Origin of the sequence: Pseudomonas putida (assembly GCF_030159595.1) — a bacterium.
GTDB lineage: Bacteria > Pseudomonadota > Gammaproteobacteria > Pseudomonadales > Pseudomonadaceae > Aquipseudomonas > Aquipseudomonas putida_AC.
The window spans coordinates 327,610-342,053 of record NZ_BSKJ01000003.1; the positions used below are offsets into that span (position 1 = coordinate 327,610).

Below are 14,444 nucleotides of genomic sequence, written 5' to 3' on the forward strand. Positions count from 1 at the left end.
TGCCTAATGAACAACACGTTGCACGGTACCGTTACCGTCAAGCTGGGTGATGAAGAGTTCACCCTGACCCCAACCCTGAAGGCTGTGCGGGCGATCGAGAGCCGCTTTGGTGGCCTGCGCGGTGCTTCCCAGGCGATCAACTCGCTCAGCGTCGACGGTTGCGCTGCCATCCTGGTGGCCGGCGCCGGCCTTGACGAGAAGGCCGCCAAGGCAGTGCCAGAGCAAGTCTGGCAGCACGGCGTTCTCGATGTGTCGACGCAGCTGAACGCCTACCTGGTTGCGCTGTACAACCCACGCGGCAAAGAGCCGGGAAACGACCAAGCCGGGACGGCGTAAGCGTCATCGAAGACGGAAGTTACGTTGACCGGCTTTATTCGATCGCTACGGGTTGGCTGGGCTGGGCGCCGGATATTGCTTGGTGCACGCCGCTGCCTGAGCTTTTCATGGCACTTGATGCCCGGCTCGAATGGTCGCAAATGACCAACCCTTTCGGCAAAGGGAAAGCCCAAGGCGCCAAGCAGAAACCTGGCGCCTCGGCAGTTGCCGACAAGCTGCGCCAGGCACTTACGGGCCGAGGCAAGTAACTCAATTCCCGCTCCGGCGGGTTTTTCGTTCTGGAGAATTACATGGCCGACCAACAGGTCCAGGGAATGCTGGTCCAGATCGAGGCGACCACCGCCCAGCTGCGTCGGGAGTTGGCCAATGCGGATCAGTTGGTCGCGCGGTCATCCCAGGCGATTAACCAGAGTCTGGCTAAGGTCGATTCAGCTTTTGATCGGGCAGGCGCAGCAGCGCAGCAAGCCGGTACTCTCATGCGCGGCGCTTTTGCGGCAGTGGCCGGCGCCGGTCTGATCGGCGGCATCATCCAGCAAGTTGATGCCTACGGGCAGATGTCTGACCGGATGAAGGCTGCAGCTGGTAGCGCAAGTGAGTACCAGCTGGTTCAGGATCACCTGCTACAAACTGCGCAGGAAACCTACCGTCCTCTGGCTGAGGCGCAAGAGCTGTACATCCGCACTGCTGACGTTATGCGTAGCCTGGGCTTTAACACCCAAGAGGCGTTGGATATCACGGATAGCTTCAGCTTTCTGCTGGTGACCAACGCCGCTGCTGCAGATAAAGCCGGGTCGGCCTTGGATGCCTATTCGAAGGCGCTGCAGACCGGCAAGGTAGAGGCGGATGGCTGGGTTTCCATTCAGGACGCCATGCCGACCATCGTCACTGCGATTGCCACCGCCACCGGCAAGAGCGCCGAGGAAATCCGAAAGCTCGGCGTGCAGGGCAAGCTGTCGCTCGAAGACATCAACACTGGCCTGCTGCGCACCGTGGAGGTCAACCGCAAGGCTGCGGCCGACATGTCCACCAGCGTGCAGGACGCGATGGTGAACATCAGCAACGCCATTCAGGCGTTCTTGGGCGGCATGGAGGAGCAAACCGGCATAGTCGCAGGCTTTGCGAACGTGCTGATTGCGTTGGCTGACAACGTGGACCTTGTGGCCGTGGCCATGGGCGGCGTCGGTGCAGCTGCGCTGACCAACTACGTTGTGAAAACTGGGCTGGCCGTGCAGGCAGCGCGGGCTGACCGGGCCGCACGAGTTGCCCAGGCTGAGGCAACACTGCAGGCGGCGATAGCAGATCAGCGGAAGGCTCAGACGGCTACCATTCTCGCTGAGCGGGAAGCGATTGCGGCGCGAGGCACCGCAGTTCAGACCCAAATGTCCATTCAGCTAGCGACCGCGCGGACAAAGGAGGCCGCAGCAACCACCGCTGTAGCAACCGCTCAGTCTGGCTTGAAGGCTGCTTCGGCAGGTCTGCTTGCAGGCCTGGGAGGTCCGATGGGGCTGGCAATCCTCGCCGGCACCGCAGCGGCAAGCTTCCTCTTGCTTCGTGACAACGCGGACCAGGCTGGGGTCAGTCTGGAGGACATGCAAAAGCCCGTATCCCAACTGCGGGAGGAGTTCCAGAAGCTCAACCAGGACCAGCGCGAAGCTGCCCTGGTGAAATGGCATCAGGAGCAGATCAACGCTACGGACAAGGTCAAGGATGCCTACGGAGATCTTGCCCAGGCTATACGCTCTGCGACAGTGACAGCTCCTGTTCGCGACTCGGGCGGCCAGTACAACAAGCAGCTTGCCGAATACCAGGGGATCATCGATCGGCTGAACGAGGCTCGTTCCTCTGGTGCCAACCTTGCCCCGATCCTCAAGGAAGTGGGTAATCGCCTGCAGTTACCGGCGGCTACGTTGCAGAGCTGGATCACGCAGGCCGGCGCCGTCAGCGATGCAGATCAGCGCTCAGGCCTGATTGCCGAGACCTTGCGTGTCCTCACTGGGGTCACCAAAGAAAACACAGTCGCGACCGAAGCGAACAATGCCGCGAAGAGCGGCATGAGCAGCGCTGGCCAGACTTACCTGGAAACCCTGCAGAAGCAGCTCGGCGGCCTGCAAGACAACAATGACGCGATCAAGATCGCGAACCGCTACATCGCCGAGAATGCGGACCTCACCGAAACAGATCGCCAGGCCATCCTGTCGGCAGCTAACGCCATCGAGGCGCAGAAAAAGGCCAATGACAAGGCGAACAAGTCCAAGCGCGAGGGGGAATCAAAGTCTGAGCAGGCTGCCAAGAAGCAGCTGACGGATTTCAAGGCGGCGGAAGAGGGCTACAAGCGCCAGATCGAGCTGATCAACACCACTGGTGACAAGCAGAAGAACGCCACGGAAGTTGCGAAACTCTCCTTCGAGCTTCAGGAGGGCAAGCTCGGCAATCTGTCGAAAGCCCAGCAAAAGCGTCTGCTTGAGTTGGCCGCCGAGCTGGACACCCTGAACAAGATCAAGAAGGCCAACGAAGACGATCTAAAGCTCAGCGCTTTCAAGGCTGCTCAGCAGGCCGGCACGCAGTCGGCGGTAAATGGCTATACCCAAGAGCTGGCCGGTGTTGGCCTGGGGGACAAGGCCCGCGACCGTATGCGGTCTGAGTTGGCATTGCGTCAGAAGTATGTCGAAGACCTCCAGTCCCTGAATGAGCAGCGGAACACCGGGCAGATTGAGCCGGAGCTGTATGCGAGCGAAACACAGGTCCTCCAGGAGGAACTCGACAAGAGGCTGCAAGCTCAGCAGAACTACTATGCGGCGATCGACGAGCAGCAGTCCAACTGGATAAACGGCGTTCGCGAAGCGTGGGCGAACTTTGCCGACGAGGCACAGAACTACTCAGCCCAGGCTGCCGATTTGACCAACAGCGCCCTCGGCAGCGCCAGGGGTGAACTGAGCACGTTCCTCAAGGATGTTGCCACCGGAGCGGAAGATGCTGGCGATGCACTGAACAACATGTTGGGCGGGTTCGCAGAATCTGTCCTCAACGCGCTGGCCGACATGGCGGCGCAATGGCTGGTTTACCAGGGCGTGCAGATGCTCGTCGGGAAAACGACCCAGCTCAGTGCTGCTGGGATGATGAGCGCGAATGCCCAGGCAACCGCGTTACAGGCCGGCCTCGCTGCCTTTGCATCTACCGCCGCCATTCCAATTGTCGGTCCCGCCTTGGCGCCTGGCGCAATGGCGACTGCCCTGACTATTGCTAACCCGCTGGCTGCGGCTGTGGGGATGACAGCGATGTCTGGGGCGGGGTTCATGGAGGGTGGTTATACCGGGAACGGTCGTCGAGACGAAGTCGCAGGCCCGGTCCACCGGGGGGAATACGTCTTTGACGCAGAAGCAACCGCCCGGATAGGAGTTGGCACTCTTGAGGCCATCAGCAATGGGCGTGCTGCTTTTATCGGCGGTCCAGGCAGTTCTTCGGTCGGCTCTGCCGATGGAGGTGATTCTGTCGGCGGTGCTCAGCCCCAGGCGCAGCTGCCCCCGAACGTCAACTTGTACGAGGACGCCAGCCGCGCGGGGCAGGTTCAGCACTCCACTGGCCCTGATGGCCGTCAGATCTTGGATATCTGCGTGGCGAACATCAGGCAGGGTGGTCAGTTGGCCAAGGCATATGAGCAGTATTACGGGGCGAAAAGGGTAGGGCGATGACAGCAATTGCAACGTTGTATGCCTCCGGGGGCAGGGCTTGGATTATCCCTACCATTGAGCTCCGCTGCGTTTCCTGGCCTGGCCCCGTGTACATCTGTTCAGCGTTTGAAGATCTGGTGGCCACGACCGAGGACGGCGTTCTGGCGACGTTCACAGCGGCTGCCTTCGACGCTGCGTTGCCCAAGCGTGACAACAGCGGCAACCAGTCGCTGACTTTCGCGATCGATAACGTGACTGGCGTTGCTCAGCAACTTATCGATCAGGCGCTGGAAGCCAGGCAAAAGATCAACATGATCTTCCGCACTTACCTGTCATCTGACTTGTCAGCGCCGGCTGAGAAGCCATACCGCATGAACGTGCTGAGCGGCTTCATGGAAGGGGCCACCGTTCAGCTGCAAGCCGGCTACTTCGACTTCGTCAACTTGGCTTGGCCAAGGCGTAAGTACACCTTGGATTTCGTGCCAGCGCTCCGCTACACCTGATTTGCAGGCGTGCTTCAGATGATGGCGTTTTGTTATAGTTCCGCGCTTCTGAACGGAGCAAGCCATGAAAAAAGCGTTGTTTGTTGCATTGATGGGCGCTGTACTCGCGTCTGGTTGTACCGTGCGCGTCGCAGATATGACAGTTGCCAGCACCAAAAACTACAACCTGAACTCGTCCAAGTTCGTGAAGGGTAAGCGGGTCATTGGCGAGGATAACTACCCGGTGATCCTCTTCCCGTTGGGCTTTCCCAACATTAAAACCGCTATGGATGACGCTATCCAGAAAGACCGATGCGCTGTCGGCCTGAGCGATGTGGTTATGACTTCAGTCAACCACTCCTTCATTTTCGGCATGATCGGTTATCGGGTCGAAGGTGATCTGATCATCGACCAGACGCAGCCTGGATGTGCATCCAAAGCCTAGGTCGAAACTACTCCAAATAGCCCAGCCATCGTGCTGGGCTTTTTATTGGGTGTTGGAAATGTTCGATAAGTACCTAGAGGCCACCTACGAAGATGGCGGGCGCGGCCCTGCGTGCTTCGATTGCTGGGGCATGACCAGGCTAGTACGTCATCAGGTCTATGGTTTGCCGCTGCTGCCGAGCTGGGGGTATGTCCGTAACACCATGCCCAAAGAATTCACCCGGGCCGTAAATATTGAGTCATCGGCCATGGAACGCTGCGAACCGGAAGTAGGGGCTATTGCCTGCATCTGGCGAGGGGAAATCTGCATCCACGTTGCGCTAATCGTTGAGGTTGAAGGTCGGTTGCACGGCCTGGAGATGAAGCCCAGCGGGGCAACCATCAAACCGCTACGGCGTTTTCAAGACCAGTATCTGAAAGTGAGCTACCACCGTGATCGAATTTTACCCGAGCAAGCTTGAGGGTTCTCCCCTGGAGCGTCACCGGACTGATCAGGTTATGACCATTGAGGGTTGGCTTTTTCAGAACGTTCCAGGCTATACGCCCCGGCAGTCACCGCCTATAAGCGTCGAGCTGAACGGGGTGTTCATCAATCCTGAGCGCTGGGCGAAAACCGAATTTTTACCCCAAGACACCGTGAGGATCTACCCGGAACCGAAAGGTACCGGCTTGGAGGTCGCAGTGTGGGCCGTTGTTGCCGCAGTGGTTGCTGTCGGCGTGGTCATGATGACGCAGAGGCCATTGTCTACCCCGCGCAATCGGGGGCGGTCGGGGCAGAATCTGAACCTGGCCAAGACCACGGGCAACCAGGTCAAAGTGGGCGATGTTATACGCGAGGTTGCAGGCAGGACTCGCATCTTTCCGGACTACCTGGTCCCGCCTCGGCATTACTTCGTCAACGAGACGGAACAATGGGTTGAGCTACTGCTGTGCGTTGGCGTCGGCGAGTTCGAGATCAACGCCACTGACGTCAAGTTCAGCGACACCACCCTGGCTTCGCTCGGCAGCACTGCGCGATACAAGGTATACGGACCTGGTGAGTCACTGGCCGACGAGTCAGCCCGGTTGTGGTGGCATAACTCGACCGAAGTCGGTGCGACAAATACTGGATCTGGTGGACTTACCCTCACCAACACCACTCAAGTAGCACAGCAGTTCAGCGGAAATGCTTTGCTGGCGGCTGATCTGGTGCTGAGCGTTCCAGAGGGTGCGGGATGGTTCCCGTTTGGCTGGGATAGCGGCATGATTGCGCGCGTCGAGCTGACCTATCCGTACACCTTCACCGCCCCGGTTGATGGTAGTGCGACCATCGTCAGCGGCCCGCATCTCCCCATGCTTCAAGCATTCGTTGGTATGCGGATCGAGATCGCGGGCGCCAATGCTGGAAACTATATTGTTGCGAGCTACGAGCCTGAGGTGCCCGGTACTCCAGCCGTGCCTGGTAACGCATCCATGGTCACCGGAAGCGCGGCGCCTGCTCGTTTCAACTTCGATGTGGTGTCGCTGAGCTTCACCGTATCGCGAGGAGTGAGCAGCTTTCCGGTATCGCTGAATACCAACGTTGCAAACCTTGCCGGCCTGGTTTCTGCGGTCAGCGCGTCCCTGTCCGGTACCGGTCTGGTGGCCAGTGCTTCCTCCGGGAGGCTGCGCATTGCTGAGCAGGCAGCGCCTTTCACTGGTTCGCCTTTATCTGTCACTGGCTCTGTCACTGACATTCTCGGCTCGATCCCTGCGTTCGTCACGGGCGTAAAGACAGAGACGGCCACGGATGGGCAGTACGCCCGAATGACCATGGCTTACGACGGTGGCGCTCCGGCGGTGGGGCTGCAGCCAGGATCGTTGCTTGCCACGATTGGCTATAGAGGGCTGCGTTACCGGATAACTGAAGTCTCCGATGACTCAGTGGAGGATGATGGCAACACTCCAGCGGATGAGAGCCACGGGCCATCGGCAATCACGGTCGTTCGGCTGACTGACACTGGGGCAGTGGACGATGACTGGCTGGGCTTCGACGCCATGCAAACCAGTGATGTATCGGTTGTGCTGGACTCTTCCACAACTGAAGGCGACTGGGCCGGCTCGTTCGCAGTCTGCCCGGAGAATGAGGTTGTCCGTCGCGTTGAATTGGACTTCTTCTTCCCGGCAGGGCTGATTGCCTACTCGAAGAAGGGACGTCAGGTTGAAGTAACCGTCAAGGTCGAGGCCCAGTATCGCGACATCAACACAGCCGGGGAGTGGACAAGCGTTTTCTGGACCTTCAAGGCGGCTCGCCGAGATCAGATCGCGTTCACCCGGGCAATCAACTTTCCTACCTACATGAGGGGGGAGATAAGGGTTCGTCGAATCGGTGAGGAATCGTCGGACAGCAATCAGCAAGACCGTGTGCAGTGGTATGGGCTTAGGGCTCGCATTGATAAAGCTCCGCTGCGCTATGAGGGAGTCACCACGATAGCGGTGTACGCGTGCGGCGGCACCAAGCTGTCGGCTCAGTCCGAGAGCCAAGTGTCACTGATAGCCACTCGCAAGCTTCCTGTCCTGGTCAATGGCGCCTGGTCGGAGCCAACGGCTACCCGCGATATCGCGCCGTGGGCGTCCTATGTTTCGAAGTCGGTTGGCGCCACAGATGATGATGTAGATATAGAAGAGTTCGTGCGGTATGGCGCCATTTGGCACAGTCGTGGGGACTACTTCGACTTTTCCGTGGAGGAGGCTGGGACGGTCAAGGAGGCGCTAAACGATGCGCTCAAGGCAGGTTTTGCAGAGTTCACGCTTGAGCGAGGCCGGATAACTCCGGTACGAGATGAGCCGCGCAGCCAGATCAAGAACATGTACACGCCACAGAACATGACGGGACCGCTCAAGCGCTCATTCACCTTGCCAGCGCCTGATGATTTTGATGGCGTTTCTATCAAGTTCCGGGACCAGAGGACCTGGGCTGAAGAAACGGTGAAGTGCAGACTTCCAGGTGACGCCTTTCAGACGGTCAAGGAAATCACGCTCGACGGGGTCACAGATCGTGACCGTGCTTGGCGCTACGGCATGCGTCAGCGGCGGGCCCAGGTCTATCAGAACAAAAGCTATAGCTGGGGTACTGAGCTCTCCGCGCTGAACAGCGGTTATCTCAACTATGACGCGGTGGCCGATGACATTCCTGGCTATGCGCAGTCATCCATCATGACGGACTTCTCCGTAGGAGAGGGTCCGGTAGTGATCGAAAGCAGCGAGGCTTTTACTTGGAGTGAAGGGCAGACACATGTTCTTGCAGTGCGCCGGCCAGACGGTTCGATCAGCGGCCCGTGGGCTGCCTATCGAATAGATGACTACCGCATCGCGATCCAATCTATCGACTTTGTGCCGGATCTTTCCCAGCAGATTGCGCCTCCTCACTTGTTGTTCGGGACTTCGACACGGTGGTGCTACCCGGTTCTGGTGACCTCAATAGAGCCAGGTGACTACTCGGCGGAAATGGAGGCCATCAACTATGACGTTCGCGTCTACGCAGACGATGACAATTTTGCTCCCGAGGATGCTTGAGGATGCTGTTACTTCCTGATGGTCTTCCGTTGCCAGTTGCTGACGGCTACGGCTTCAAGCCAGTCAGCCCAATAGTTCGAACAACGATGGCGAGTGGCAGGGCAATGCAGCGTCGTCGGTTTGGCAGTGTTCCAACCATCCTGCGAGTAAGTTGGATCTTGTCGACCGAAGAAGCCAAGTTGTTTGAGGGGTGGTGTAAGTGGGAGATCGGCTGGGTAGACTGGTTTCTTTGTCCCATCAGAACACCCTTAGGGCTTAAGCCGACCCGTTCCAGATTCACCGATATTTATGAGGGGCCAGAGTTTGTCAGTGACGATCTGTGGCGATACACGGCTTCCTTGGAGCTGTTTGAGTTGCCCATTGTCGATGAGGATGCCCTCGCAGAGTTGCTCCTTGGGATGCCTTTGCCGGTCATGAACGCAGCTCTAACCGCCGAGCTTATGCGTTGGTACACCAAGTCTTGGCCTGGAGCCCAGATCAATTGAATGCTCGCCCGCTGATGCGGGTTTTTTTTCGCCTGGAGTTTCTATGAGCGTAGCTGCCGACAAACAGCTGTTCCATGACTTGGTCACCACTGCCAACGCGCTGTTCGTGTCCGACGCTGACTTCGTCACGATCAACGGCATCACCAAGCCAACCCTGAAAAAGATCTATGCCGAGTTCCTGGCCAGCATTGGCACCTACCCAACTGTTGCCGACGGCCTGACGAAGACCAACGGCACCGGGACTGACAACCGTTTCTTCACGGTACCGTCCACGGGTGACAAGGCCGAGACCCGTTACCGTAACGACGCTGGTGTCGCCGTTGAAATCAACTCGATTCTCTCGTTCGTAGCAGACGGCTTAACCATAAACCGGGGTAAGGGATACCCGCTGCGTCAAAAAACTCGAGCTGGCGTGACGTCTGCGCAGAGCACCTCCTGGAATAAGTTGATTCTGGATGTGGTCGTGGTGAACGCCCGGCAAGGCGAGTACTACCGCCTTTCTTACCAGGGGAACGAAAGTGGTGTGAATGGCTTCAACTGGATCATCGAGAAATACGACTCGGCTACCTACGCGACAACTGCAGCAGGTCGGATTGAGTTGATCCCGCTTACTGGGACGCAGCCGCAAATTATCCGGGCTGGTGGCATTCAAACAGTGGTACTGGTTCCGACTTCCCGGCCGGAAATGCAGTTCAAGATTACGGTCGACCCCGCCGGCCTGCCTGCTGCTGGAACGCCAATCAACTCCAATTCGAACTCAGGGTTCGATGCCTGGTCCTGGATCATTGACGAGAGCTGCTACACCTACGCCTCCGAATACAAGTCGCCGCAGGTGGATACGCTTTCAGTCAACGCAGGAAAAATCTTCCCGCTTAACGCCACGCTGCCGCGCGGGGGCGTTATCAACGGAGACTACCAGGCATTTCGCGACTTGTTCGTTGATCTGGAAATCTTCGGCGCCGAGGCAGGGAAACTCTACCGGGTGTCGTATGTGGTGGCTAGTGAGGTGGTGCCGGATCACCCGGGAACTCCAGTAGATCCAAACAAGGCTTCACTGGGATTTCGTATTGAAGAGTTTGAGCGGTCTGTTTATGAGGCTTCCGGAAACGCCACTACCATCCACGAATATGTAATCAACGTAGGCGTAGTAAGCCGAACTGGGGGCTTTCAAACGCTGACCTTTGAGTGTTCCAAGAAGTCTGCGGTGGTGGTCAAGATCACCCTGGACGGCGCGAAAATCCCCGCTAATGGAGCATTTTTCGCTTCGGTCAACCCCAACTTCCCAGCCCGCAACTGGATCATCGACGAGAGCCGATACAAGCGAGCTCCCGCTGCAACGCCTTCGGGCGAAATCGTTAAGACCGGCGTCTATTTCACATGGGATCCCTTTGTTAAGAAATTGACCTACGCCTACAACTCCAAAAACAACGCCTACCGTGTCACGTTGAAGCCTGCCGCGATCAACCAACTGCCAGATATCAACACTGTGGAAATCGCGGCGAAGGTTGCAGATCTGTCGAAAGCGGTATGGGGGCCGATCACTGGGGCGACCGAAATTGTGACGGACTATCTGCCGCCGATGCAGATCGAGGCGGTAAACAACGGCGACGGTCATGCGCAGATGTACACCGGGGGTGCGCACGGCAATGACGGCAACACAGCGGGCTCGCCAACTGCAAGAAACGCTTCGTTCACTCTGTTCGCTGACGGCCAGATCATTGAGTCCCCATCGTCTGGTTTCGCCAACGTTCTGCAAGGCATGATCTGGAACGAGCTCATGGCCTACAACACCACTACCGAAGGAAGGTATGTGGCCGACCAGGTGTTCTCCCTTGATTTTTCCGGTAGCGGGGCGAGGGTCCACGCCGACATCATCGCCAAGGAAGACATCATCGTCCGCACAGATAACGGCCCCCAGCACTACTTCGGTGGGTTCGACGTGTCGCAAATGATGCCTGAATCCCAGACACCAGCGAGGATTGCGAAGGATACAACGGTAAGCAGTGGGGCGAGGACCAGCTACCCGAGAGCGTGGATTCTGCTGACAAAGTCCACATACGGGACAATGGCGAGCTGGATGGATAGATCGTATGGAGTAGGCAATGGCGAATACGTTCACCCTACCGCGCCATTCATCCGTGGGCCGGGACCGGATCGAGCCAAGTTTTATCACGCAGCGGTGGCTTCGATCGCGGTCCCCCTTGCGCCAGGGGGAAGCTACAGGTGGCGCGGAGGGTTCCACTTCTTCTCCGATACGGCCTTCGCGGAGTTCGACTCGCGGCTCTCGATCAAGATGCCGACGGAGAAGGTCGTGGCAGTAAAGACTAGTGGCGCGAGCCTCGTCAGCTAACAGAGCCGCTGGCAAGGGCGGTCCTCTTGAAAAATGAATGCCAATAACAGAGCAGCAACTGCTGCAGATCCTTCTCAATGCCCGCTCAGCGCGGGCTTTTTTTTGCCTGGAGAAAACCCAATGCGTACATCGCAACGTGGCTTGAGCCTCATCAAGTCGTTCGAGGGCCTGCGCCTGCAGGCCTATCAGGATTCAGTTGGTGTCTGGACCATTGGCTACGGCGCCACCCGAAGCGTGAAGGCTGGCATGAAAATCAGCAAGGAGCAGGCCGAACGCATGCTGCTGAACGACGTGAAGCGCTTCGAGCCGGAAGTTGAGCGCCTCATCACGTCGCCGCTGAACCAGAACCAGTGGGACGCCCTGATGAGCTTCACCTACAACTTGGGAGCGGCCAACCTTGAGTCGTCCACGCTCCGCCGATTGCTCAATGCTGGCAGCTACCCAGCCGCTGCCGACCAGCTCCCTCGCTGGAACAAGGCGGGAGGCAAGGTGCTGCCTGGGCTGGTCCGTCGACGTGCAGCCGAGCGCGAGCTGTTCTTGGAGACGGCGTGAACTGGCTCGGCGCGGTACCGGCTTGGTGCTGGTGGTTGACCGGGCTGGCGCTGGTGGCGGGAGGCCAGGAGATTCGCGTAGGAGCGGGAAAAGTGGAGGCCTCGGCCGCAAGGCTCGAGTTGTCCGACTACCGGCTGTAGGTGGCTGAGCGAGACCGGCGCGCCGCCGCCCAAGCCCGCACCGAGGAACAGCGCCGCCAAGCCGTGGCGGACGAGGAGGGTGAGAGTGCACGACAGAAATTGGAACTGGCCCAAGGCCGCGCCGCTGCTGCTGAGTCTGCTGCTGGCGGGCTGCGCGGCGAAATCGCCCGACTGCGGGATGGCCGCCGAGCCACCTGTGATGCCATCGCTGCCCAGCAGAGCCAGGCAGGAACCTCTGCCGTCGTGGTGCTCGGGGGATTGCTTGAAGAAGCTGACCGAATGGCGAGCAGCTGCGCAGCAGCGCTTGAGCGAAGTGGAATAGCAGGACTAAGTTGTGAAAGGATTAATGATGAGATGAGTCCGAGTAAGAAGAAGCCTCAACTCTTCTGATGGTCTGGTTGTTTGGTCTTGCTGTGTTTGATGTAGAGCTTTTCCATTATGTAGTAGGTGGCTATGACTAGCATCAAGTATATGAAGGTGTGTTTTTCTGGTAATAGGAAGCTTCCAGTAGCAAGATTTATAATTCGCACTAATGCAGCTGACGCAATGAAGAGGCTGAACTCTGCTAAAAGGCTGATTCGGTTATTTCTTGTTGGTATTTCTTCGTAAAGTGTAGATCTTGATATTTTGGAAATAAATACAAAGAAGAAGTATAGTGCTGTGTAGGCGAACAGCATGCTCGGCTTTTGCTTGTCAGTGTTGTCGGCTTGACCTACCCATGTGAGGATGCAGTATAGCAAAATTGTCCCGCTGAAATCTTCAATAAAATACACTATCGCCGGAGCTCGCTTTCCAAGCCATGTGATAACGGAATGAAGCGCTAACGATATCAAAAGTATGGCTATTACTGCCCCCATATCAAACTCCTTTCAATAGTTTTGGGTGTGGAGTCGTTATCGGCATGCGTGATAATAACTTTAATTGCGCCTAATAACGGCAAGTAGCTATAGCAGGGCTATGAAAAAGCGGGCCTTCATAGGGATGAATGAGGCCGGCGAGCCACTGATCCAGCAGGCCGTCGATGCCCTGCGTGAGTACCATCAAGCCCAGGACCGGAGCGCGCCGCCAGAAGAAGTGGAGCGCCTGCATCAGCTTGCTGAATCTCTGTTCCAAGTGGTATCGGATTACCAGCTTCGGGTCATTGCCAAGGCGCGCGGCAAGGATTTGCCACCGCTGCACTAGACCACCCGTTGCCGGATAACTGTTGTAGGTAGTGTCTGGCAGCCACCCGCACCGCCATGATGCTCTCCGACCTGCTCGTACAGGCTGACAAACGAGCGGGAGAACTGGCTAAAGCTTATGACCGCCGCCATTATCGGCGGTCAACAGTGCGAACGCGGATATGACGCTTTAACTCACCTAATAGCAAGTTTGGCCCTTAGGTTACCGTTTTGATAAGTGGCAGTAGCATCGGGCTGGTGTAAGCGACTAGAGCGGTCGCATTCTGCCAGCCTGAGACAAGCTCGTTCGCATGCCCGAGCATCTCCATAAACCTGCAAATAATTCCTTCGTTTCCTGGAGATGCTTCTTTGATTGAGTCTGATCGTCGATAAAGCGAGCCATAAATAGCGTCGAGGGTTTCCTCAATAGTTTCTGTGCCATTGACTCGCATGCTTGTGAGGGCCGCACTCAGCGCATGTAAATGTTTGGCGAAAAGATTTTTAACCTCATCAGGAAGATCTGAGCTAAGGAATTCCTCAAGTAAATCGTCGATTCTTTTGACGTAATCCCTGATGCTTGAGGATTTCTCAGGCTGAGCACCAGGGTAGAATTGGTTAATTGCATATATGCCGTACTTAAGGCCGGTCATTGTAGCGCCGTCTAAATAGGCGGCGCTATTTTGCCAAGCATTACTTATATTCTGGTTTTTCATCATTTCTTGCACGCGGGATAAGGGCTGCAGGAAAAGATCTTTATCACCTGGAATATGCTGTGCGGCAACTTTACAGCGCTCAATCAATGAGAGCACTTCTGCTAATGCAGTAATCGCATCGTGCGTGTTGGAGTTGCTGAATTTCAGAGCCTTAGCCCACACATTCAGGCAGCTGTCGGCTGAATTGTGCTGAAGCATCAACTCTAGTAAATCAAACAGCTCTTTAATCGGGTTTTCTATTTCGTCCATGAGACGATTGCTCCAGCGACGCCGTAAAGTGTTGTAGGTCCGGCTGCCGGATTCGCACGCGACCGGCGGCCTAGCTTTACACCTTCGCTAAAACGATAGCGGCGATGAGACCCAGTACAACAGCGGTTACCGGGTCGAGCCCGAAGGTGCAAAGACCCCAGACTACGCCGCCAAACGCCGTGAGGCGTTTGGGTAAAGCTGCTGAACCAGCCTGATTCAAAACACCCATTGGGCGCCCTCCTCTAGCTGTTTCTCCCGGTCTCATGTAGCAGTTGGCGAGGAGGTCCAGACTTCGCCGCTATTTCCCTGTTTCCCAGCTACGATGGGTTCT

13 protein-coding genes and 2 pseudogenes are annotated in these 14,444 nt (G+C 57.1%); 13 read left to right on the forward strand and 2 right to left on the reverse strand.

What is annotated here, in order from left to right:
* Positions 1-6: 6 nt before the first annotated feature.
* The 11 genes and pseudogenes from QQL85_RS08910 (at position 7) to QQL85_RS08960 (ending at position 12,381) form a co-directional block, all read left to right on the forward strand.
* Positions 7-336, forward strand: a complete 330-nt coding sequence (locus QQL85_RS08910) for a hypothetical protein (protein WP_033698153.1) — start codon at positions 7-9, stop codon at positions 334-336.
* A 107-nt stretch (positions 337-443) separates the two neighbouring features.
* On the forward strand, positions 444-584 hold the full coding sequence (locus QQL85_RS26640) for a hypothetical protein (protein WP_349816500.1): 141 nt from the start codon (positions 444-446) through the stop codon (positions 582-584).
* A gap of 42 nt (positions 585-626) precedes the next feature.
* The gene (locus QQL85_RS08920) at positions 627-4,025 is read left to right on the forward strand and encodes a phage tail tape measure protein (protein ID WP_284355733.1); all 3,399 of its coding nucleotides are present in this window, start codon (positions 627-629) and stop codon (positions 4,023-4,025) included.
* Positions 4,022-4,507: a DUF1833 family protein gene (locus QQL85_RS08925; RefSeq protein WP_284355732.1), complete on the forward strand. Its 486-nt coding sequence runs from the start codon at positions 4,022-4,024 to the stop codon at positions 4,505-4,507. Before QQL85_RS08920 ends, QQL85_RS08925 begins: the two co-directional genes overlap by 4 nt.
* A gap of 64 nt (positions 4,508-4,571) precedes the next feature.
* The gene (locus QQL85_RS08930; RefSeq protein WP_105948381.1) at positions 4,572-4,931 is read left to right on the forward strand and encodes a hypothetical protein; all 360 of its coding nucleotides are present in this window, start codon (positions 4,572-4,574) and stop codon (positions 4,929-4,931) included.
* Positions 4,932-4,989: 58 nt separating this feature from the next.
* Positions 4,990-5,391 carry a hypothetical protein gene (locus tag QQL85_RS08935; protein WP_105948382.1) on the forward strand — a complete coding sequence of 134 codons (402 nt, stop codon included), beginning with the start codon at positions 4,990-4,992 and terminating at the stop codon, positions 5,389-5,391.
* Positions 5,363-8,464 carry a host specificity factor TipJ family phage tail protein gene (locus QQL85_RS08940; protein ID WP_284355731.1) on the forward strand — a complete coding sequence of 1,034 codons (3,102 nt, stop codon included), beginning with the start codon at positions 5,363-5,365 and terminating at the stop codon, positions 8,462-8,464. The genes QQL85_RS08935 and QQL85_RS08940 overlap by 29 nt, the downstream gene beginning before the upstream one ends.
* 2 nt (positions 8,465-8,466) lie before the next feature.
* Entirely contained in the window at positions 8,467-8,949 is a 483-nt protein-coding gene (locus QQL85_RS08945; RefSeq protein ID WP_284355730.1) for a hypothetical protein, read from the forward strand.
* Between the two features lie 43 nt (positions 8,950-8,992).
* Positions 8,993-11,299, forward strand: a complete 2,307-nt coding sequence (locus QQL85_RS08950; RefSeq protein WP_284355729.1) for a hypothetical protein — start codon at positions 8,993-8,995, stop codon at positions 11,297-11,299.
* Positions 11,300-11,419: 120 nt separating this feature from the next.
* Positions 11,420-11,851 carry a lysozyme gene (locus tag QQL85_RS08955; protein ID WP_284355728.1) on the forward strand — a complete coding sequence of 144 codons (432 nt, stop codon included), beginning with the start codon at positions 11,420-11,422 and terminating at the stop codon, positions 11,849-11,851.
* Positions 11,848-12,381: pseudogene (locus QQL85_RS08960) on the forward strand (DUF2514 family protein). The gene QQL85_RS08955 and the pseudogene QQL85_RS08960 overlap by 4 nt, the downstream one beginning before the upstream one ends.
* Here QQL85_RS08960 and QQL85_RS08965 read toward each other — a convergent pair.
* Positions 12,369-12,848 carry a hypothetical protein gene (locus QQL85_RS08965; RefSeq protein ID WP_284355727.1) on the reverse strand — a complete coding sequence of 160 codons (480 nt, stop codon included), beginning with the start codon at positions 12,846-12,848 and terminating at the stop codon, positions 12,369-12,371. The pseudogene QQL85_RS08960 and the gene QQL85_RS08965 sit on opposite strands and share 13 nt — an antisense overlap.
* 100 nt (positions 12,849-12,948) lie before the next feature.
* On the opposite strand from QQL85_RS08965, the gene QQL85_RS08970 reads away from it, so the two are divergent.
* Together QQL85_RS08970 and QQL85_RS08975 are read left to right on the forward strand one after the other, a co-directional pair.
* Entirely contained in the window at positions 12,949-13,173 is a 225-nt protein-coding gene (locus QQL85_RS08970) for a hypothetical protein (RefSeq protein WP_284355726.1), read from the forward strand.
* A gap of 38 nt (positions 13,174-13,211) precedes the next feature.
* Positions 13,212-13,386 (forward strand): annotated as a pseudogene (locus tag QQL85_RS08975) (DUF2514 family protein); the annotation flags it as partial.
* On the opposite strand, the gene QQL85_RS08980 reads toward QQL85_RS08975, so the two are convergent.
* Entirely contained in the window at positions 13,370-14,113 is a 744-nt protein-coding gene (locus tag QQL85_RS08980; protein WP_284355725.1) for a hypothetical protein, read from the reverse strand. The pseudogene QQL85_RS08975 and the gene QQL85_RS08980 sit on opposite strands and share 17 nt — an antisense overlap.
* Between the last annotated feature and the right edge of the window lie 331 nt (positions 14,114-14,444).

Excerpts from the sequence above, each read along its gene's own strand:
- QQL85_RS08925 (WP_284355732.1), top strand. The coding sequence starts at position 4,022 with ATGACAGCAATTGCAACGTTGTATGCCTCCGGGGGCAGGGCTTGGATT.
- QQL85_RS08980 (WP_284355725.1), bottom strand. The coding sequence starts at position 14,113 with ATGGACGAAATAGAAAACCCGATTAAAGAGCTGTTTGATTTACTAGAG.
- QQL85_RS08965 (WP_284355727.1), bottom strand. The coding sequence starts at position 12,848 with ATGGGGGCAGTAATAGCCATACTTTTGATATCGTTAGCGCTTCATTCC.
- QQL85_RS08910 (WP_033698153.1), top strand. The coding sequence starts at position 7 with ATGAACAACACGTTGCACGGTACCGTTACCGTCAAGCTGGGTGATGAA.
- QQL85_RS08950 (WP_284355729.1), top strand. The coding sequence starts at position 8,993 with ATGAGCGTAGCTGCCGACAAACAGCTGTTCCATGACTTGGTCACCACT.
- QQL85_RS08955 (WP_284355728.1), top strand. The coding sequence starts at position 11,420 with ATGCGTACATCGCAACGTGGCTTGAGCCTCATCAAGTCGTTCGAGGGC.
- QQL85_RS08945 (WP_284355730.1), top strand. The coding sequence starts at position 8,467 with ATGCTGTTACTTCCTGATGGTCTTCCGTTGCCAGTTGCTGACGGCTAC.
- QQL85_RS26640 (WP_349816500.1), top strand. The coding sequence starts at position 444 with ATGGCACTTGATGCCCGGCTCGAATGGTCGCAAATGACCAACCCTTTC.
- QQL85_RS08930 (WP_105948381.1), top strand. The coding sequence starts at position 4,572 with ATGAAAAAAGCGTTGTTTGTTGCATTGATGGGCGCTGTACTCGCGTCT.
- QQL85_RS08970 (WP_284355726.1), top strand. The coding sequence starts at position 12,949 with ATGAAAAAGCGGGCCTTCATAGGGATGAATGAGGCCGGCGAGCCACTG.
- QQL85_RS08920 (WP_284355733.1), top strand. The coding sequence starts at position 627 with ATGGCCGACCAACAGGTCCAGGGAATGCTGGTCCAGATCGAGGCGACC.
- QQL85_RS08935 (WP_105948382.1), top strand. The coding sequence starts at position 4,990 with ATGTTCGATAAGTACCTAGAGGCCACCTACGAAGATGGCGGGCGCGGC.